The sequence below is a fragment of the Methanopyrus kandleri AV19 genome (assembly GCF_000007185.1).
Classification (GTDB): Archaea; JAADCQ01; Methanopyri; order Methanopyrales; family Methanopyraceae; genus Methanopyrus; species Methanopyrus kandleri.
The window spans coordinates 1,180,500-1,199,662 of sequence record NC_003551.1; the positions used below are offsets into that span (position 1 = coordinate 1,180,500).

At 64.9% G+C, this 19,163-nt stretch carries 26 protein-coding genes; 11 read left to right on the top strand and 15 right to left on the bottom strand.

Annotated features, from left to right (window positions below; genetic code table 11):
• Positions 1-375 precede the first annotated feature (375 nt).
• Entirely contained in the window at positions 376-813 is a 438-nt protein-coding gene (locus MK_RS06325) for a hypothetical protein (protein WP_148679738.1), read from the bottom strand.
• 478 nt (positions 814-1,291) lie between these two features.
• Between MK_RS06325 and MK_RS06330 the strand changes: the two genes are divergently transcribed.
• The 3 genes from MK_RS06330 to MK_RS06340 all read left to right on the top strand — a co-directional run bounded on the left by MK_RS06330 (position 1,292) and on the right by MK_RS06340 (position 2,991).
• Positions 1,292-1,525 carry a hypothetical protein gene (locus MK_RS06330; protein ID WP_011019554.1) on the top strand — a complete coding sequence of 78 codons (234 nt, stop codon included), beginning with the start codon at positions 1,292-1,294 and terminating at the stop codon, positions 1,523-1,525.
• 489 nt (positions 1,526-2,014) lie between these two features.
• A complete protein-coding gene (locus tag MK_RS06335; RefSeq protein ID WP_148679739.1) occupies positions 2,015-2,677 on the top strand; it encodes an endo alpha-1,4 polygalactosaminidase in 663 nt (220 codons plus the stop codon).
• On the top strand, positions 2,641-2,991 hold the full coding sequence (locus MK_RS06340; RefSeq protein WP_148679740.1) for a hypothetical protein: 351 nt from the start codon (positions 2,641-2,643) through the stop codon (positions 2,989-2,991). Before MK_RS06335 ends, MK_RS06340 begins: the two co-directional genes overlap by 37 nt.
• Positions 2,992-3,103: 112 nt before the next feature.
• Here MK_RS06340 and MK_RS09370 read toward each other — a convergent pair whose 3' ends face one another.
• From MK_RS09370 to MK_RS06355, 4 genes are all read right to left on the bottom strand, one after another.
• Positions 3,104-3,238 carry a hypothetical protein gene (locus MK_RS09370; protein ID WP_264370753.1) on the bottom strand — a complete coding sequence of 45 codons (135 nt, stop codon included), beginning with the start codon at positions 3,236-3,238 and terminating at the stop codon, positions 3,104-3,106.
• Positions 3,239-3,265: 27 nt separating this feature from the next.
• A complete protein-coding gene (locus tag MK_RS06345) occupies positions 3,266-3,469 on the bottom strand; it encodes a hypothetical protein (protein WP_148679741.1) in 204 nt (67 codons plus the stop codon).
• A 132-nt stretch (positions 3,470-3,601) separates the two neighbouring features.
• Positions 3,602-5,308, bottom strand: a complete 1,707-nt coding sequence (locus MK_RS06350; protein WP_011019557.1) for an ATP-binding cassette domain-containing protein — start codon at positions 5,306-5,308, stop codon at positions 3,602-3,604.
• Positions 5,247-5,600, bottom strand: coding sequence for a ribbon-helix-helix protein, CopG family (locus tag MK_RS06355; protein WP_158295963.1), 354 nt, complete (start codon positions 5,598-5,600; stop codon positions 5,247-5,249). Before MK_RS06355 ends, MK_RS06350 begins: the two co-directional genes overlap by 62 nt.
• A 147-nt stretch (positions 5,601-5,747) precedes the next feature.
• Between MK_RS06355 and MK_RS06360 the strand changes: the two genes are divergently transcribed.
• The 5 genes from MK_RS06360 to purE all read left to right on the top strand — a co-directional run bounded on the left by MK_RS06360 (position 5,748) and on the right by purE (position 9,555).
• On the top strand, positions 5,748-6,305 hold the full coding sequence (locus MK_RS06360; protein ID WP_158295964.1) for a phosphatase PAP2 family protein: 558 nt from the start codon (positions 5,748-5,750) through the stop codon (positions 6,303-6,305).
• Entirely contained in the window at positions 6,290-7,030 is a 741-nt protein-coding gene (locus MK_RS06365) for a Nif3-like dinuclear metal center hexameric protein (RefSeq protein ID WP_226988740.1), read from the top strand. Before MK_RS06360 ends, MK_RS06365 begins: the two co-directional genes overlap by 16 nt.
• Before the next feature lie 217 nt (positions 7,031-7,247).
• The gene (locus MK_RS06370) at positions 7,248-8,516 is read left to right on the top strand and encodes a 2,3-bisphosphoglycerate-independent phosphoglycerate mutase (RefSeq protein ID WP_011019561.1); all 1,269 of its coding nucleotides are present in this window, start codon (positions 7,248-7,250) and stop codon (positions 8,514-8,516) included.
• A 4-nt stretch (positions 8,517-8,520) separates the two neighbouring features.
• On the top strand, positions 8,521-9,063 hold the full coding sequence (locus MK_RS06375; protein ID WP_011019562.1) for a YqaA family protein: 543 nt from the start codon (positions 8,521-8,523) through the stop codon (positions 9,061-9,063).
• A gap of 6 nt (positions 9,064-9,069) precedes the next feature.
• The gene (purE, locus tag MK_RS06380; RefSeq protein WP_011019563.1) at positions 9,070-9,555 is read left to right on the top strand and encodes a 5-(carboxyamino)imidazole ribonucleotide mutase; all 486 of its coding nucleotides are present in this window, start codon (positions 9,070-9,072) and stop codon (positions 9,553-9,555) included.
• Here the strand turns inward: purE and MK_RS06385 are convergent.
• Together MK_RS06385 and ilvD are read right to left on the bottom strand one after the other, a co-directional pair.
• Complete coding sequence (locus MK_RS06385) at positions 9,536-10,135, bottom strand: precorrin-8X methylmutase (RefSeq protein WP_011019564.1); 600 nt, start codon at positions 10,133-10,135, stop codon at positions 9,536-9,538. The genes purE and MK_RS06385 overlap by 20 nt on opposite strands.
• Positions 10,132-11,781 (bottom strand): dihydroxy-acid dehydratase, encoded by a 1,650-nt coding sequence (gene ilvD / locus MK_RS06390; protein ID WP_011019565.1) that lies wholly within the window; start codon positions 11,779-11,781, stop codon positions 10,132-10,134. Before ilvD ends, MK_RS06385 begins: the two co-directional genes overlap by 4 nt.
• A gap of 64 nt (positions 11,782-11,845) precedes the next feature.
• On the opposite strand from ilvD, the gene MK_RS06395 reads away from it, so the two are divergent.
• The 3 genes from MK_RS06395 to MK_RS06405 are packed head-to-tail and all read left to right on the top strand — an operon-like array spanning position 11,846 to position 14,302.
• Entirely contained in the window at positions 11,846-12,439 is a 594-nt protein-coding gene (locus MK_RS06395) for a MarC family protein (RefSeq protein ID WP_148679743.1), read from the top strand.
• A 4-nt stretch (positions 12,440-12,443) separates the two neighbouring features.
• Entirely contained in the window at positions 12,444-13,610 is a 1,167-nt protein-coding gene (locus MK_RS06400; protein WP_011019567.1) for an OBG GTPase family GTP-binding protein, read from the top strand.
• A 5-nt stretch (positions 13,611-13,615) separates the two neighbouring features.
• Complete coding sequence (locus tag MK_RS06405; protein WP_158295965.1) at positions 13,616-14,302, top strand: nucleotidyltransferase family protein; 687 nt, start codon at positions 13,616-13,618, stop codon at positions 14,300-14,302.
• Here MK_RS06405 and MK_RS06410 read toward each other — a convergent pair.
• The 8 genes from MK_RS06410 to MK_RS06445 form a co-directional block, all read right to left on the bottom strand.
• Positions 14,299-14,499, bottom strand: coding sequence for a Sec-independent protein translocase subunit TatA/TatB (locus MK_RS06410; RefSeq protein WP_011019569.1), 201 nt, complete (start codon positions 14,497-14,499; stop codon positions 14,299-14,301). The two genes, MK_RS06405 and MK_RS06410, sit on opposite strands and share 4 nt — an antisense overlap.
• 48 nt (positions 14,500-14,547) lie before the next feature.
• Positions 14,548-15,165 carry a nickel-dependent hydrogenase large subunit gene (locus MK_RS06415; protein WP_011019570.1) on the bottom strand — a complete coding sequence of 206 codons (618 nt, stop codon included), beginning with the start codon at positions 15,163-15,165 and terminating at the stop codon, positions 14,548-14,550.
• Positions 15,166-15,181: 16 nt separating this feature from the next.
• Positions 15,182-15,781 (bottom strand): hypothetical protein, encoded by a 600-nt coding sequence (locus tag MK_RS06420; RefSeq protein ID WP_148679744.1) that lies wholly within the window; start codon positions 15,779-15,781, stop codon positions 15,182-15,184.
• Positions 15,782-16,192: 411 nt separating this feature from the next.
• A complete protein-coding gene (locus tag MK_RS06425) occupies positions 16,193-16,453 on the bottom strand; it encodes a hypothetical protein (protein WP_011019572.1) in 261 nt (86 codons plus the stop codon).
• A gap of 14 nt (positions 16,454-16,467) precedes the next feature.
• Complete coding sequence (locus MK_RS06430) at positions 16,468-16,902, bottom strand: UPF0146 family protein (protein ID WP_011019573.1); 435 nt, start codon at positions 16,900-16,902, stop codon at positions 16,468-16,470.
• A gap of 72 nt (positions 16,903-16,974) precedes the next feature.
• A complete protein-coding gene (locus MK_RS06435; RefSeq protein ID WP_011019574.1) occupies positions 16,975-17,481 on the bottom strand; it encodes a 3-isopropylmalate dehydratase small subunit in 507 nt (168 codons plus the stop codon).
• Positions 17,465-17,938 (bottom strand): phosphate-starvation-inducible PsiE family protein, encoded by a 474-nt coding sequence (locus MK_RS06440; protein WP_011019575.1) that lies wholly within the window; start codon positions 17,936-17,938, stop codon positions 17,465-17,467. The genes MK_RS06435 and MK_RS06440 overlap by 17 nt, the downstream gene beginning before the upstream one ends.
• 5 nt (positions 17,939-17,943) lie before the next feature.
• Complete coding sequence (locus MK_RS06445) at positions 17,944-19,152, bottom strand: 3-isopropylmalate dehydratase/homoaconitate hydratase family large subunit (protein ID WP_011019576.1); 1,209 nt, start codon at positions 19,150-19,152, stop codon at positions 17,944-17,946.
• Positions 19,153-19,163 lie beyond the last annotated feature (11 nt).

Here is a 19,163-nt window from a genome sequence, read left to right on the forward strand (position 1 = left end):
CGCATCGCGGGTGATATCGACGGGCTCCGCTGGACTCTCGGAGCCCTCAACGCGAGCCGCGAGCGATACCCCGATAGAATCCGGAAACGACAGCAGCGCGACACGATACGACACCATCATCATTCGAACACGAAGGCGCACCCGGGCGAGACTCTCTCCCCTCATCTCCTCTTCGATGTGGCCTTAACCTAGGAACCTCCGTAGAAGCCTCGAGGGTTTCCGCTTTCCCCTCCGTCCACGCTCCAACTCGAGCAGCCGTGTTCCCTCGGGACCTCTCGTTCTTTGCAGTACCCCGATCATCACCCCGGGATGTCCGTCCGGCAACGCCTGGAGTACCTCAAGGCAGTCCTCGGGGATGATCTCCTTTTCGAGCTTCTAGCTGGCGAGCTCGTCTAGAGCCGTCCAAACCAGGAACACTTCGGTCACGTCGACCAACTTACCCTCCCGGCCGTCCACGGCCACCAATCGTTCCGACAACTCCCCCACGTCTCCCGCATAGCGCATACCCCTGAGGGCGGCTGAGACCGTCAGTCCCGTCCAGCCGCACCGTACGTCCAGGAGGACCGCACCTTCCCCTTCTAAGGCCCACGTCGCCGTGTCCACGACTTCCAGCGGGTTGGACCCGTCGACGGTTACCACGTCGAAACCCGATTCCTCCAGCTCTCTCACCTCTCGGCCGACGACCGCGACCCGCCCGGGCTTCGCACGCAGACCCAAGAGTAAGGCTACGCTCCCGAACCCGTGCTTCGGTAACTTACCGACCTCCAGCCCAACTCCCTCAACCGCTCCCCAAGATCCCGTCCTAACTCCCACTCTTTGGTCCTTTCACGCTGTCGGGCGGGGAGCTCCAGGACCCCGTTGACACGCAAGGCCGTCACCCTCCGCGCGACCGTCCCGACACTGTCAACTCGGAGTTAAAACCGTTTCTACGAGACCGGGACCCGTGTCCACACCCCACGGACCGGCGGCGTCTCCCGACGAGGTCTCGACGGTCGAAAGCGCGCGATACATTCACGAAATTCGCGGCCGGACGACGAACACCTAGAGTTATTAACCGCAGAACGACCCGGGTACCCGCGCGGGAAAACAGCGCCTGAGGGCGGTGGTTCGGTCCCGTTCGGGCCTTTCATCGGGCGGTCAGGTCGGTCAGAGCGACTCCCGTATTGGAGGGTAGTCCGGCGGCGGATACACTCAGGGGAGGATCCCTGCGGATCGTCCACTCACTAACGGCTCCGGTCGGAAACAAAACTAGAAATAGCCTCCTCTTCCGCCTTAGAGGGGCGAGGCTTCCGTGAGTGAAGCTGAACTCGTCCGGGAGCTGATCGAGGAGCTCCGGGCTCTCCGGCACGAGATATACATGCTGAGGATGGAGCTCGAAAGACTACGCGGTGAAGTCGAGGAGGTAGAGTCCGAGGACGACATCCCGGACCTGCTCCGGCGGGCCGAACGAGCGGCTGAGATGGCGGTCGGAGATATCGACCTGGAGCTAGAGTCCGATGAGGAGGGTAGGTGGTCCCTCCTATGATCGCATCCTGAGTCCCCTCCGTCGACCCGAGCTAGTTCAGACACATACCCGTTTTACGCGACGCTATCACCCGACCTCCGAGCGATCCCGTGAGCCCGTACCGGACACCGGGGGAGGAGTATTCTCACGTTTGAGGTGCCAGCGGCCCGTCCACAGTGGAACGCCCGCGCGGAGTACGGATGCTCCAGAGCCAGGGACCCTCATCCCCGGAACGATCTGTAGAGGGCTGAAAACTATCGAAACGCCCTCGAAGTTGAAAAACTGTCCGAATGAGTCACGAAACCGTGGTGACGGCCTACGGAGCCCCCCGCGAGAAGCCGCTATAAGCGGGCCGACGTGTACTGGTGGGGATGACCGAGGCGAGTTCGCCGTAACCCCCACTCGCACCGTGGGATCCGGGATGAAGAGGTCCCGCAGAGCCGATTCCCCGGATGAGGGGAGGGGCCCGACAGACCGTGGCAGGCTTCGCGCGACACGGGGGCCCATGCCTTGGAATCCTATCGAACTCTGTTGGCTGTACTCTTGATGGGCTTGCTTTTCCCCTCTTCGTGGGTAGTGGGGAAGGTGCGGGTGGAAAGCACCGGTATGCCCTTCGCCACGTACTACCAGAACGTGAAGATGAGCGAGGTACTGCAGAAGCGGCCGAGAGTCCTCGTCCTTGACCCGTGGTGTGGCCCTAATGGACGCCCGTGGACGAAGGAAGAGCTCCGGAAGATCAAGGACGCCGGGGTAAAGCCGATCGCCTACCTCCCCGTGTGCGTGGTTGCGGAGTATCATCCGAACCTGTACCGCGAGGCCAGAAGGCGGAATCTGCTGGGCGCCGACGATCCCGAGTGGCCGGGGGACTACGCCGTCAAGTTCTGGGAGCCGGCGTGGAGAGACGTCCTCCGCTCGGAGCTGGCCAGGCTGAAGGACCTGGGCTTCGAGGGCGTGTTCCTGGACGTCGTGGACGCTCACTCACGTGACTGGTACGTGCGATGGTACGATCGAGTCAATCCACACGGTGATCTCAGGAGGGACGAGCTGAACGCCGTGAAATGGATCGCCCAAACGGCTCACGGTCTCGGTCTCCGCGTCGTGGTCAACGCGGGTGCGTGGGCGTTCGAGGGGACGGTATGGCCCGGTTGCAGTCTAGACTGGGCTTCGCTGTGACCGTCGAGAGCGTGCTCTCGGACGGCTCCAGGAGGCTGTACTCACGGAGCGAACTCGAGAGTAACCTACGGACACTGTCCCGGTTCCAGGGACCGGTCTACGTGATCGAGTACGGGCTCGATCCCGACGACCCCAGCGTCCGTAGGGCCGCCGAGAAACTGTTCGATAAGACACGAGCCACGTGCGTGTACATAACTTCCGTCAAGCACGACGGCATAGGAGTCGCCCTCGTCCCCCTCCGGAGGTGGCTCTGGGACGTGACGCTCGGGCCGCTGCTCGGGGAACCACCCTCTTGGATCGGGGGCGGTCGGTGAGCCCCCACACCTCATCCGCCTTCGGTGACCCGGCACGATTCATCATCCCGAGGACGGGGCGTCCCCGCCCCCTCCCCGACGGGGCTCCCGGAACCCGGGTTCACCCCGCGGGTCACAGGGGTACGGGCCGACCCTCGTATTCCCCTCTGGCTCTTTCCAGCGCCCGGGCGGTTACCATCTTCTCGGACGGGGCGTACCCGCCTCCGCCCCGGAACACGAACCTCAGGTCCGAGTGTACGCCGGACACGTCGAACTCCGCCGTCCCGGTTCACCCTCAGACCTCCTCGGTGACGACCCGCCAGCGTCCGTCCTCTCGGACGTACATCCGCACGGTGGCTCCCGGTAGGGCATCGCCGGTCCTGGCGTCCACCACGGCCACGTACACGCGGTCGTTACCGGCGTACCAGGCGCGGATCCTCGTGGGTGTGTTTCCGGCATGATATCCGGTCGTCACCAGCCCGAGAACGGTCAGTCCCAATAAGCCTACCACCACCGGCACCGCCCAGCGGTTCAGGGGTTTACCCCCTCACCGCACCACCCGATCCGTCTCAGGAATCGCGACGTCATCTCACGAAGTCGATAGCTCGGTCGTTTGGGGGATGGGGAGGGATCATCCCTCCAGGAACCGGGCCTCGCTGCGCTCGACGAACTCGCGGCAGACCTCCTTCGGGTCGCCCTCCATGACGATTTCACCGTCGTCGACGAGGACGGCACGGTTGGCCGTCTCCTCGACGAACCTGACGTCGTGACTGACGAGAACTGTCGCGATCTTCTCGCGGTCGACGATGCGCTTGATGGAGTTAGCGACGCTACGGAGCGTGACGGGATCGAGGTCTCCGAAGGGCTCGTCGAGGAGGAGCACTTCGGGTTCGGTGGCGAGTTCGAGGGCGATGGCGACGCGGACCTGCTGTCCACCCGACAACTCGCCGAACTTCATGTCGAGGACTTCCATGGGGAGGTCGAACTCCTCGAACACCGGACGGGCGAACCTCTCGACCTCGTCGGAGGGGAACTTGGGGAAGAGCTCGTCGAGGATGTCGGGACTGAGGTCGAGCTCCTTGAGCTTGGCCTCGGCCTCCTCGCGGGGTAGGTCGGTCAGCGCGTAGAGCACGTCGAGGGCCTCCTCGCCGAGCCCGAGTTCCTCCGCGCGGCGTCTGGCCTGCTCGAGGACGGTGGAGCTCTTGACGCCCAGACGACCTGCGAGCAGGTCCCGGACGGTGGCGTGATGGACGTAACCGAACTCCTGGTGGACGATGCCGATGCGGCGGCGGGCCTCCATCCTGCCATGGCCGAGGTCGGTCATACTGACCCAGTCGCCGTCGACGCGGACCTCGATGTCGCCCGAGTCGGGGAGCTCGAGCCCGGCGATCATGCGGAGGAGCACCGTCTTACCCGCGCCGCTCGGTCCGACGACAGCGAGGATCTCGCCACGTCTCACCTCGAGCTCTATCCCGCGCATGTGGAGGGTCTCACCGCAGCGGACTAGAGCGTACCGCTTCTCAAGGTCCCGGACGCGGACGGCGATCTCGTCCCGTGGCTCCGGCACCCGCTCGGGCTCGGGCATGCCGCGGGTGAGCCGGTCGACGGCCTCGCGCGGACTCCCGTGTAGGACGTCCCGCCCGTCCTCGAGGAGGGTCGCGGAGTCGCACAAGTACTCGATGACCTCGGTCAGGTGGGAGACGACGATTACGGTGATCCCCTTCTCCTCGTTCGCGTTCCTCACCGCGTCGAGCAGCTGCTGCTTGGTGCCGGGACACGCCATGGCTGCGGGCTCGTCGAGGAGGAGCACTTCGGGGTCCTTCGCGAGCTGACGCGCGAGGAGCAGGCGCTGCTTCTCCCCTCCGGACAGCACGGGCGCGTAATGGTCGGCCTTGTGCTCGAGCCCGACGATTCTCAGGTACTCGAGGGCCTCCTCGTAGAGCTCCTCGTACTCGGAGGAATCCTCCGGTGGGAGCTCCTCGGCCCCGCGGCGCTTCCAATAGAGCTTCCGCATCACGTTCTCGGCCGCGGTCTCGGGCCACAGGCCGAACTCGCGCTGCGGATGGATCGCCGTGATCCGCTTCACCTCGGTGAACCGCGACTTGGGGGAGTCGGGAGTGAGCTCGACCCCGCACACCTCGACCCGGCCCTCGTCGAACCGCTCGACCCCGCGCAGTATCCTGATGAGCGTGCTCTTACCGGCCCCGCTTCGACCCAAGACGCCGTGGATCTCGCCCTCCTCCACCTCCATATCGAAGCCGTCGAGCGCGACGATCTCACCGCGCGTCTCGGTCTCGTAGACCTTCTTCAATCCCTCCACGACGACCGCCGAGGTCAAGCTTCCACCCCTCCTCCAGCACGTTGAGGAGCTCGCGCAAGACACACACCACGTCCGATCGTACGGTCCTACGTGCGGTCATCTCGTTCAAGAACTCCCGCAACACGAGGCACGTCACGAGCTCGTTCCTGGAGATCCCGAGCCGATCCGCGACCTCGTCCAGCTCCCTCACGAGGTCTTCGGGGAGCTCCAACGAGGTCGATAGGCGACGACCGCTACCACTATCGGCCAGCTCCCGTAGCATTACTCGGGTGAGCTCATCTTCCAAACACTTACGGACGTAACCGGCCACGCTTCCGTGTTCCCTCTGGATCCACCGGTGCACGGGGCCCGGCAGCCGCACCGTGATCCGCGAACGCCCTGCACCATATGGTTTAATTATTAAATCACTATGGCAATACCTATGCATGCGATCCCATCGCGTGTTGAGGGAATCGAGTTGGGGCCGCTCGGAGTCGAGGTCGAGATTCTCAGGGAGAGCCACGGGCTGCTTTACCCTTGGGCGCGTCTTCTCTCCGAGACCTCATTCGCGGTGATCATCGCGGTCCTAGGCTGGACGTATCTCCGGGACCGACGCACCTCGTACGTGTTGGCGACCACCGTCGTCGGTACGCTCGTGGTTACGGTCGTCCTCAAAGGGCTGATCGGCGAGCCGAGACCCTTCGTCCTCCACGTGGTTTCACCGCTCACGAACCCGGACGAGCCCTACGGGAGCTTCCCCAGCGGGCATACCTCCCGTTCCTTCGCCCTCGCGGCCGCGTACCACCTGGAGCGTCGGGACGCGCTCACCGCGATCCTCTGGATCTGGGCCGCGCTCGTGGGATGCTCGCGGGTGGTCCTCGGTGTGCACTGGCCGCACGACGTGATCGGAGGGGCCCTCGTCGGTATCACGGTCGCGGTCGCCACGCACAGGACCGCCCGGTTGTGGGTTAGGTTTCTATCGATTGTCGACCCGCTCGCCCGGGGCGTTCGGGCTTGGCGATGGTACGTGAGGTGATCGATTTCGTGGAAGAGCTGGCCCCACCGGACCTGGCCGAGGACTGGGACAATCCCGGGATCCAAGTCTGTCCTCCCGGCGGCCTGGACAGGAAGGCGGAGCGCGTTCTGGTCGCCCTGGACGCCACCCACGCGCTCGAGCGAGCCGGGGACGCGGATCTGGTGCTAACCCACCACCCGCTCCTGTTCCGACCCCCTAGGAGGATCGGCGGCCGCTGGTACCGGGTGCTCCGGGCGGTCTTGGAGGCGGACGCCGTGTTCTACGCGGCCCACACCAACCTGGACCGGGCCGAGGGTGGCGTGGCCGATACGCTCGCCCGCCGTTTGAACCTGCGCGTCGAGCGCGAGGCGTGCGACGGGTTCGGGCGTCTGTGCGAGGTGCCCGGATCGGAGGAGGAGTTGCTCAACGCGCTCCGGAACCTCTCACCGCTGACCACGGTTTACGGGGACTGGGAGGGCGTCAGTCGGGTGCTCGTGGTGCCCGGGGCCGCGCCGGACGGACTCGTGATGGAGTGCCTGCGGTGCGGTGTCGACGCTGTGATCGCGGGAGAGATCAAGTACCATACGCGGGCGGAGCTCTTGGAGGAGGGGATCGCCGTGGTCGAGCTGGGCCACGAGTACAGCGAGCTGCCCGGTGTCCAGGAGCTGGCGCGCCGCGTGCGGGAGGAGTTTCGGGATCTGAACGTGGAGGTGGTGCCGCCACCCGACATCACGATCATTCGGTGACCGCGTCGCTACGGTGGGATGCGCGCGTTCCCCGGTCGACGCCGTCGTCGGTGTTCGAGAGTTGGGAATCCGCGGCTCCGCCCCCATATCGGGATCCCACCGCGTAAAAGGTAAGTCCGAGAGTCGGCGGTCGGAGGCCCCGCACCCCTCGGACTTCACGATGATCCGATGATGTGCTTACAGCACGCCGAACATTCCGTGACGACCACGGGAGCGGCTGAGGGTGACCGGATTGGAGAGGAAGATCCTGGTGATCGTAGGAGACGGAATGGCGGATCGAGCCGTGCCCGAGCTCGACGGAAAGACCCCGCTCCAGGCCGCAGACACCCCGAACATGGATCGGCTCGCGAGGGAAGGGTCGGTGGGTCTGCTCGACCCGATCCGGCCCGGAGTGCGCCCGGGTAGCGACACCGCACACCTCACCCTGCTCGGTTACGACCCGTTCGAGGTCTACCCGGGACGCGGCCCGCTGGAGGCCCTGGGTGCGGGTGTCGAGGTGAGACCGGGCGACGTGGCCTTCCGCTGCAACTTCGCGACGGCCGAGGAGCGGAACGGCGAGTTGGTCGTTGTGGACCGTAGAGCCGGTCGGATCAACGAGGACGAGGGTACTCCAAAGCTGGCCGAGACTATCAACGAAGAAGTCGATCTCCCGGTCGAGTTCGAGTTCAAGGAGGCCGTCGGTCACAGGGCCGTCCTGGTACTGCGAGGCGGCGACCTCTCCGCCGATGTCACGGACGCTGACCCTAAGCGTGTCGGCAAGCCCGTGAAGGACGTGAAACCGACCTCGGACGACCCGGCGGCCGCCCGGACGGCGGAGATCGTCAACGAGTTCGTCCGTAAGGCGTACGAGGTGCTAAAGGATCACCCGGTCAACCGGGAGCGGGAGCGACAGGGTAAGCCGCCGGCGAACGTGATTCTCCCACGCGGAGCCGGCCAGCTCGAGGAGGTCGAGCCGTTCTCGGACCGCTACGGCATGAGCGGGGCCGTGGTCGCGGGTGCGTCCCTGATCAAGGGAATCGGCCGGATGCTGGGGATGGACGTGCCCGAGGACGAGGCGATCACGGGTCGTAAGGACACCGACCTGAAGAGGAAGGCCGAGCTCGCGCTGGAGGCCCTGGACGACCACGACCTCGTGCTCGTCAACTTCAACGCCGTGGACGAGGCTGGGCACGACGGTGATGCCCGCGGTAAGGTCGAGATGATCGAACGGATGGACCGGGAGCTGGTGGGCACGCTCCTGGAGGGGATAGATCCGGAGGAGACGGTGGTGTGCCTGACCGCCGACCACTCGACGCCGGTGGCCGTCGGTGATCACACGGCCGATCCCGTGCCCGTGGCGATCTGGACCGCGGACGCGCGACGTGACCCCGTGGAGGAGTACGACGAGATCTCGGCGGCCCGAGGGTGCCTCGGGCGCTTCTCGGGGCTCCACCTGCTGAACGTGCTCCGGGACCTGGCCGACCGCATCGAGAAGTTCGGGGCGTAGTCGGATGTCGATCACGGAGACGCTCGTGGCCTACTTCATGGACTTCGAGCGGGCCATGGGTCTGCCAGGGATGCTCGTGATCACCGCCCTGGAGTGTAGCGTGCTCCCCGTCCCACCCGAACCGTTCGTGTTTCCGTTCGCGATGCGGATGGACCCATGGGTCCTGGCAACGCTCGTGACCCTCTCCTCGATCGTCGGTAGCTTGCTCGGGTATGCGATCGGTTACTTCGGCGGGCGACCGATCGCCGTCAGGCTGGTGGGCGAGGCCAACCTGATGAGGGTCGAGTCCAAGCTGACCGAGCACCGATTCTCCGCCTGGACCGCCGTCTTCCTGGCCGGCCTCTTGCAGTTCATCCCTTTCAAGCCGTTCACGATCGGCGCCGGCCTGGTGGAGATGGACCTGCGACTATTTATAACTGCAGTCGTGACGGGGCGTTTCTCACGGTTCTTATTCTTGGGGTACGTGGCCCAGTCCGAGACCGTCCGCAACTGGATCTCCTACTACCTGGGGCCTAAGGCCCTGAAGATGCTCATGAGTACGGGGTGACCTGGAATGGTCGACGTTCTGATCGTTCTGGGAAGTAGGAGCGATCGAGACGTCGCCGAGAAGGCCGCGAAGGTGCTCGACCGAGCCGGCGTCGACTACAACGTGCGGGTGGCCTCCGCCCACCGGACGCCGGAGCGTATCGACGAGCTGATCGAGGAGTACGAGCCCGACGTGAAGGTGTACATCGCGATCGCGGGTCTGGCCGCTCACCTCCCGGGTGTGATCGCCGCCAAGACCCTGAAGCCCGTGATCGCCGTGCCGGTGGAGGCGAAGCTGTGTGGTCTGGACGCGCTCCTCTCGACCGTGCAGATGCCCCCGGGTGTACCGGTGGCGGTTGTCGGCGTGGATCGCGGGGAGAACGCGGCGCTCTTGGCCTTGCAGATCCTGGCACTGGAGGACGAGGACGTCCGGTCCTTCCTGGAGGAGTACCGGGAGGAGATGAAGAAGCAGGTGGCCCGGGACGACGACACGATCAAGGAGCGTTTCCGGTGACGCAGTCCGCCAGGGCGTTGAACGCCGCCACCGCGAGCGGTGTCCCACCGCGGACCGAGACGTTCGTCACCACCGGGATTCCGGCGTCCATCGCGGCTCGCTTCGCCTCCATCGCACCGATCCCCACTGGAAACAGGACCGCCACCGCGATCGACTCCGGGTACTCGGCGACCTTCTCCGCGGCCGTCGGGGCGTTCCCGACGACGACCGCCACGTTCCGGTGATCCTCCAGGATCTTGCGCATACCGTCCCCGGTCACGGTGTCCTCGGGGATCCGCTCGCCGACCTCCGAGGCGATGACGGTTTCCAACCCGAGACGCTCTACCGACCGACGGATCCCGGCCGCCACCATGCCCACGTCCGCCGCTACCACTTCGGCGGACTTCAGACCCTCCGTGACGGCTTCTTCCGAGGGCTCGATCATCAGGGTCTCCGACACGAACGGGTCCCACGTGGCGTGGGAGAGGCGGAGAGTGAGGAGGTCCTCTAAGTTCTCGGGCTCACCGAGCTTCTCGGTCCACCGCTCGAGGCTGCGCTCGGCGATCGAACGGCCCCGACCCGTCCGCTCCCCGAGGGTCACCGCAGTACGGCCCCTTCGTCGGCCCCGCGGACGAGCTCTCGGTACCTCCTCAAGTACCCCGTGACCTCGTCCTCCGGGGGCTCCCACTCCTCCAACCTGGCCTCCAGCTCCTCGTCCTCGACGTCCACCTCGAGCCGTCGCTCCCGCACGTCGAGCCGGATCGTGTCTCCTTCCTCCACGACCGCGATCGGTCCGCCCCGGTACGCCTCCGGTGACACGTGTCCCACGCACGGACCCCGCGTACCGCCGGAGAACCGCCCGTCCGTCACGAGCGCCACGGAGTCGTCCAGTCCCATTCCGCACAGCGCCGCCGTAGGTGTGAGCATCTCACGCATTCCGGGACCGCCGGCGGGGCCTTCGTATCGGATCACTACCACGTCACCCGGGTCGATATCGCCACCCAGTATCGCCTCCGTCGCCTCCTCCTCCGAGTCGAACACCACCGCCGGACCCTCGTGCTCATACATCTCCTCCGAGAGCGCCGCCGTCTTGATCACCGCACCCTTCGGGGCGAGGTTCCCGTACAGGACGACGATACCACCTTCCTCGTGCACGGGATCCTCCTTCGGCCGGATCACCTCGCGATCCTTTACCTCGGTCCGTTCGACCCGTTCCCGCATCGATCGACCCGCGAAGTCGATCCTGTCCAGGTGCAGGTCGTCCGCCAGTTCCTTCATGACCGCGGGAACGCCACCCGCCTCGTACAGGTCCCGCATCGTGTAGGGACCGCCCGGACGCATCGCGCACAGATGCGGCGTCTCCCGGCTCAGCTCGTCGAAGTCGTCGAGGGAAAGCTCAACGTCGGCCTCACGCGCGATCGCGAGCAGGTGCAGCACGGTGTTCGTGCTCCCGCCCAGCGCCATGTCGACACGGATCGCGTCCAGGAAGGCCTCCCGCGTGAGTACGTCCCGCGCGGTGATCCCTTCCTCGATCGCCTCCACGATCCGCATACCCGTAAGCTTCGCGACCCGCAGCTTCTCCGCCTCCGTCGCCGGGGTCGCCGCGCAGTTGAACTCCGACATCCCCAGCACCTCGGTCATGCACGCCATCGTGTTCGCCGTGAACATCCCGGCGCAGGATCCCGGTCCCGGACACGCGCGCTGCTCCAGCTCCTCGAGTTCTTCCTCCGAAATCTCCCCCTCCTCGTACGCTCCCACCGCCTCGAACGCGTCGATCAAGTCCACCCGCTCGCCGTCCACGCACCCGGGCTCCATCGGGCCTCCGGTCACGATCGCCGCGGGTAGGTCCAGCCGCGCTGCCGCCATCAGTGCCCCCGGCACCATCTTATCACACGAGACGATCGCCACGAACCCGTCGAACCGGTGCGCCTCGATTACGGTCTCGATAGTATCGGCCACGAGCTCACGGCTCGGGAGGGAATATTTCATACCGGGCGTGTTCATCGCAATACCGTCGCACAGGGCGATCGTCTCGACCTCGAACGGCACCCCGCCGGCCATCCGGATCCCGGCCTTGACGGCCTCCGTCACCTTGTCCAGGTGCATGTGTCCCGGAACGACCTCCGAGTACGTGTTCACCACCGCGACGAACGGTCGGTCCATCTCCTCGTCAGTGAGTCCGCACGCGCGAAGCAGCGCCCGGTGCGGCGTCCGTTCGACGCCCTCCTTGATATCACCGCTGCGCAACCGGAAACCCCCCGGCCGACCCCGGGGCGCGTAGGTTAAACGCTTATGGCTGGGGTTGGAGGCCTTGGACCCGTACGGCGTGCTCAAGGGCGTGATCGAGCTATTCGTGGTCGTCGATCCCATCGGGAACGTGCCGGCGCTCCTCGCGGTCACTTCGGAACTCCGACCCCGGGACCGCGTACGCGTCGTCCACAGGGCTGTCGCCTTCGCCGCCGTGCTCATCCTCGGCTTCGCGGTCGCCGGCAAGGCCACCCTCGATTATCTCGGGATCTCCGTCGAGGCACTCATGATCGCCGGCGGTATCCTCCTGCTCCGCGCCGCCTTCGGGATGGTCGAGGGAGATCCCACGGGCTTCCGCATAGAACCGGGGTCACACATCGACGTGGCTTATGTCCCCCTCGGAACGCCCCTCCTCGCGGGTCCCGGCGCCATCGTCACCGTGATCGTCATGCTCCACCGTCACGGTCGCCTCGAGACGATACTGGCCTGCCTCATCGTCATGCTCCTCACCTTAGTGACCTTCCGAGCCGCGGAGCGTCTCGCTCGGTTCCTCGGTCGCTCCGGCATCCGAGTCCTCACGCGCGTCATGGGGGTTCTGCTCGCGGCCATCGGGGTTCAGATGGTCCTCGACGGCGTCAGCGCCTTCGTACGGGGGTGACCGCGTGCCCGCCAACTTACCCCCCGAGTACCACGAGCTCGAGGAGAAGTACCGGAAGGCCCGCTCCCCCGAGGAGAAGCTCAGGATCACCGAGGAGATGCTCGCCGTCGTTCCCAAACACAAGGGGACCGAGAACCTCCGCGCCCTACTCAAGCGTAGACTCGCCAAGCTCCGCGAGGAGGTCGAGAAGCGCCGTCAGCAGAAGTCGGGTGGCGGACCCGATTACAACGTGAAGAAGGAGGGCGCTGCTCAAGTCGCCCTCGTCGGACCGCCCAACGCCGGTAAGTCCGCACTCCTCCGCGAGCTCACCAACGCCGATCCCGACGTAGCCTCCTATCCTTACACGACCAAGGAGCCCGTACCCGGCATGATGGAGTACAAGGACGTTCAGATACAGCTGGTTGAGATCCCGCCGATCTACGAGGGGTTCACCCGCGGTGACGGCTCCAAGTTCGTCGGTGTCATCCGCAACGCCGACGCGCTCTGTTTGGTGGTGGATCTCACCGAAGATCCGGTCGAGCAGCTCGAGACGGTACTCCGCGAGCTCGAGTCGGCGGCCATTAAGCTCAACCAGGACCCGCCCTCCATCACCATCGAGGAACGTGTCACCGGCGGTATCGAGATACGCGGCGAGGACCGCCTCGACTGCGATCCGAACGACGTCAAGGATCTCCTCCGCGACGCCGGGATCCACAGCGCCGTCGTCGTCATCGAGGAGGACGGCATCACCCTCGAGGACATCGCGGACGCCCTCGACAAGCGTATCGAGTACAAACCCGCCCTCCTCGTCGCCAACAAGGGCGACGCGCCGGGCTCGAAGGAGTCGTACGAGCGGCTCGTGGAACGCGTCGAGGACTTGGAGTTCGACCTCCCCGTCGTCCCCGTCTCCGCCGAGAAGGGTATCAACCTGGACGAGTTCAAGCGTCGCCTCTACGACACGCTCGGTATCATCCGGGTCTACACGAAGAAACCCGGTGGGAAGCCGCAGAAGCCGCCCATCGTCCTGCCCAAGGGTGCCACGGTCGAGGACGTCGCCCGCGAGATACACTCCGACCTCGCCAAGAACCTCAAGTACGCCCGCGTCTGGGGTAAGTCCGTCAAGAAAGACGGTATGATGGTCGGGCGCGATCACGTCCTGGAGGACGGTGACGTCGTCGAACTCCACGGGTGAGGACCTTGAGGGTCGCCGCGTGTGTGCTCGCGGCCGGACGTTCCACCCGCTTCCGCGAGGCCCTCGAGGAGCGCGGTGAGGAGCCCGTGAGTAAGCTCGTGTATCCCGTCGCCGGCAAGCCCATGGTCGCCTGGGTCGTCGAACGGGCCTCCCGCGTCGTCGACGAGCTCCTCGTCGGCCTCGGTTACGACGCCGGATTAGTCTGGGACGTCGTCCGGCAGCACGCGACCGTACCCGCCCGCCCCGTCCTCAACGATCCCGTCGACGTTCCCATGGCCCGCACCGCCGCTAACCTCCTCCGACGCTCCGACGCCGACGTGAGTCTGATCCTCGCCGGCGATCAGCCCACCGTCACGGCCGAGACCATGCGTCGTCTCGCCGAGACCGCCGCCGAACACGGAGCCTCCGTACTCGATCGTGGTGCCCCGAACGAGGAGGTCTCCGGCGACGACCTCCTCGGTCACGGGCCGCCGCTCGCCCTCCGGAAGGACGTCGTCCCCGAGTTCCTGGAGACGATCGAGGAGCTCGCCGCCGACGTCCGCGGTCCCAACGCCCTCAACCTGAACCCGGTCCTGCGGGAGTGCGGTCTGGCTTTCCGAGTCGTCCCGCCCCGAGACGACGCCGAACTCCTGAACGTCAACACCCCGGACGAGCTTCCAGAGGTGGAGCGCGCGCTTCTGAGATCCGATTAGTCCTCATCTCGCTTCTCCTTCTCCTTTCGACGCTCTTCCGCTTCCAACTCCCACTCGACGCGCCGCTGCGCTCGCCTGTACTCCCCTACCGCCTCCCCTATCGCACGTGCCAGCTCTGGAAGCTTCTTCGGGCCGAACAGGAGCAATATCACCGCCAGGATCAGCAGCAGTTCCGAGGTGCCCAGCCCGTCTATCATCCTCTTTTCACTCCTTTTTCGCGGTTAGTACCCCTACCTCGTAGAGGATCATGGACGGCCCGGCGCAGCATCTCGTCGGAGGGGAACTCCACGCTCGACGTGAGCGCCACGGCCACTAATGACCTCAGCACTCTCCTCCTCAGTTCCTCCACGTGGGACCTCAGTGGGAGCTCCGGAGTTCGTCCACCCCTTCTTCACCACCTTCACGATCGCGTGGGGCGCGCAGGAGTTGCACGGGTTGAAGCTCCGAGCCGCCCTGCATGCGTCGCCGAGCAGGAAGCGCTCCGACTCGGATAACTGACGCTTCGCGGCCGCCAACTTCTCGTCCACGTAGACCCTCTCGCCCACCATGGACTCCTCTATCGGCGCGTGGTTCAGGTTCGTCGACGTGATTATCTCGTAGTTGAACACCTTACCATCCGATCCGACGGACACCCTGTGGACCAGAGTACCCCTCGGGGCCTCGATGACGCCGGTACCGGAGCACCCGGAGCGGCGCGAGGGATCCTTGTACGTGGTGCCCGTGGTGGGGAGGTCGTCGATCCAGTGTAAGGCCAGACGCGTCAGGAGCAACGCCTCCAGTATCCTCGCTATGTTCCTGTTACGGGCACACGGTTTCAAGAGTTCCCACACGTCTACGTCCAGTTTCTCACTCCACGAATCCAGGAACCACCTGACGGTTTCATCCCCGGCCTTGTAAGCTACCGCTAAACCTGGTCAACGGTCCCGCCTCACACGCGTACTTGGTACCGTTCCACTCGTAATATCCGACTTCGGAGTAGGAGTAGCACCGCTCGTCCAGGTTCGATCCCCGAGCCAGCGTTATCTTACCCACCCTCTCGGGGTAGAACGGCACCAGTCGGGCACGCTCCACGCTCCCCGGGTCCTTGGTGTCGGCTATCAGTACGCCTCCGGACGCCGCCAGGTACGAGTGGACGTAGCCTGAGGCTAGTCCAGAATAGAACGGAGTACCCGAGCTGATCATGTGAGCGGGACGATCGCCGACGTCGTCCGGTAGGTGCATGCTCAAGTACTTCCAGAGGGTCGGTATCACCGACTCGAGGAAGGACCGCATCGACTCCGGCCTGGTCCTCACGGTCGAGTAGAGGCCCGACAACTTCTCTACGTCTCCCGCGTAGCCACCCACGCACACGGTGGCGAGATGCACCGACTTACCCGTGAAGACAGCCACCAACGCCTGCGCGTCGCCGTGATACTTTACGAACTGATCGTAGAGATTGTCGACCACGCTATCGGGTAGGAAGTCCCCCGAGATCAGCAACGACCACAGTAGGTGGTCTTGAATACTGAGGCTTGAATACTGATAGGAACTGCCCAATTTTCCAGGCGGCGGTAAGGAGGACCGTGTCGTACGCGTCCTAGACGGCTTAAACGGAGACCAAACAGTGGGCTAAGTCCCGTCCCGCTCGATGTTCCTCCCGACGACTACACCGTTCTCCTCCAGCGGTAGGAGTTACTGGTTTCAACCCGTACGGACTCAAACGGTTCACTCCGGCCGTCCATGCGCAGTTGCCCACTACTATCGCCGTATTAGAAATTTCCCGTGCGTGTTCCACAACTGTCTCAAATCGTGAGTTGTGGACCTTATACTTCCTGTGATCGGCGTAACGTCTACACTGCTCAGTCGGAGAAAAATCATCTAAGGACCGATCTGTGAAACCGGGACAGTAAATCAATGAGCGCCTGAGAGTCCCGAACGCGGGATCCACGTTGGCGAGGCCTTGAGATCGATACCGATCTCGGCCAGCGTCGTGGTACAACCTCCACACGACCCTCCGAAGACGAGGACCACGGACCTCGGGACGGATCTAATCAGCGCCCGAACGGGTTCCTCCGACACCAGGACGGACAACACGCCTGTGAACGCGAGCTTCAGGAACGTCCTCCTGTCGATAGGTGTTTCCAATAAGCCATCGAGGCTCACCGAGCACACTCGCCCCGCCCTCTTCATCCGGATATTTGAGGCTTTACCGTTCGGTCTTCCTCGAATGTGTGCAAATCGAGCACAGTGTGGAGATCCCAATCCCCGATCTGTATGGACGGCTCCGGTAGCTCGTGCCGCTCCTCCTCCCTCATCCTCAGTGCAACCGTCGGGTACCGTTCGATCAGTCCCACCGCCAATTCCACCGGTGGTCGCACTGCGTAGACCAGGTCAGGGCGCAGCACCCGCCGCACCCATCGCGACTTTTCGACGGCGTCCACGTTGACCGAAGGTACCTCCTCCTCCAACGCCCGTCGGACGTGTTGTACATCTATCTCCACCCCCCACGCGTCGATCCCGGCCTTCAGCAGTCCCTTGAGGTACCGCAGGTTCCTCCCGTGGCCCACTTCCACCACCCGTCGTGCACGCAGTCGGCGTACGATCGTCAGGAGGCCCTCCATCCTCGACCTCCCAAACGTTTCGATCACCATAACGTTTCGTAGACGATCGGAGTCCGAGTGGCGGGCCGGAGATCAGTCCCTCCAGGGCGGCTTATCGGGGTTCTTCTTGACCAGCTCTAGCAGGCCACCCTCCCTCCAGGCCTGCAGCGCGAACTCGGGAGGCTCGCGCAGCGGTACCTCCTCCGACCCCGCCCGGAGGACCAGCTCGTCTAGGTCCACGGTGACCCGGTTACCGTCCTCCACTACCTCGGTGGGATCCTCTTCGGCTTCGACGGTGGGCAGCCCACGGTTGATCGCGTTCCGGTAGAAGATACGAGCGAAGGATCTCGCGACCACGCAGGCGACCCCGGCCTGCTGGAGGGCCATAACTGCCTGCTCACGGGAGGAACCGCAGCCGAAGTTCTTCCCGGCCACGATCACGTCGCCCTCGCGGACCTTCTCGGGGAACTCGGGATCCGCCCCCGTCATGGCGTAGCGGCCGAGCTCGTCGTAGGAGACCCTCCTCAGGCAACGCCCGGGGATGATCTGGTCGGTGTCGACGTCGTCGCCGAACACGTGCGCTCTACCGCTCCACCTCACGCTCCTGCCCCCGTATCCTCTCGAGGTGCGTTTTGAAGTAGTCGGGTGAGTACTTGAGAACTACGACGCGCGACGCGATGAGTACGGTCAACATGGCGGTCACCGAGAGCATCTCCATGGGCCGTATGGTCCCTCGATAGTACTTCAGGAACGTCTCCCGGAGGATCATGATGATGGTGATGTCGACGACGTACCGCAGCGGCACGCGCCGGTGGCGTAGGGTCTCGAGTACGCTCTGGTAGACCTCGAGGAGCAGGAGCACGTCGAATACACATTCCACGATGAGGCCGAAGGTCATGCGGAAACGGACCTGATAGGGGCTGGTAAGGAACGTGCTCACGATGTCGTAAACGCCTACGCCGAAGATGAAGAGGGTGATGGCGAGAATCGAGATCATTACGATATGTACCGTGATATCGAGGAACTTGTATGCGAACCGGTTCAGCCGTTCGCTCAAGACGCTCACCCTAGGACGTCTTGGGGATCGACCAGCTCGCCCTCCGCCGCGGCGACAGCGGCCGTCACGGGACTCGCCAGGTATATCTCGGCCCTGCGGGAGCCCATCCTACCCGGGAAGTTCCGGTTTGCCGTGGAGACGCAGACGTCGTCGTCCCCGAGCACTCCGAGGTGCTCGCCTAAGCAGGGTCCGCAGCCGGGTGGGGCGATCATGACGCCCATACGGATCAGTTTCAGGGTCAGCCCGGCCTCCGTCATACGCTCGAGCACGCGGCGGGACGCGGGCACGACCACGATCCGCACATCGGGGTGAGGACCGTCAAGTTCCTCCAGAATCTCGGTGAAGACCCTCACGTCCCTGTAGCGACCGTTGGTGCAGGACCCCACGAACACCCGGGTCACCTCCACGCCTTGAACGTCGCCCACTGGCCGCACGTCGTCGACGCGGTGTGGGACCGAGACCACGGGCTCGACCTCGGAGGCGTCCAGCTCGATCACCTCGTCCGCGTCCCCGGGTCGGAGCTCCTCAGGGCCCTCCTTCGGGGGCACGTACGCGGACTTCGCCCCGGCCTCCGTGGCGAGATTACACAGGCACATACGGTCGCCGAGCGACATACGCTCGGGGAGCCCCGTGTACTCGAGGACCGCGTAGTCCGCGTACCCTGCGCCCAGCTCGCCGACCACGGTCAGGGCCAGGTCCTTGGCGGTGGCGGGTTCCTCCAGCTCGCCCTCGACGTGCACCCGCACGGTCCTCGGGACCCGGATCCAGAGCTCGCCGTAGAGGAGGGCGAAGGCCATGTCCGTGCCTCCGAACCCGAACGCTAGGGCGGAGGCGGCTCCCGAGGTAGGGGTGTGGGAGTCGCCGCCGAAGACCACCCGACCGGGTCCCGCGTACCCCTCCTCGACGAGCACCTGATGGCAGACGCCCTCGTCCACGTGGACGTGCTCGATCCTGTGGCGGCGCGCGAACTCGAGGAGCTCGTTCTGGCGGTTCGCCGCCTCTACCGAGCTGGGGGGTACGGAGTGATCGAAGATCAGAACGACTTTCTCCGGACTCTCGACGCGCTCCACACCGAGCTCCCGCAGCGTCCTGAGGGCGGTCGCACCGGACCCGTCGTGCAGCATGATTACGTCGGGCTCCACGTACACGGTCTCGCCGGCCTCGACGGGCTCTCCAACCTTCTCCGAGAGGATCCTCTCCGCGACGGACGGCACGTTCGCTTCCC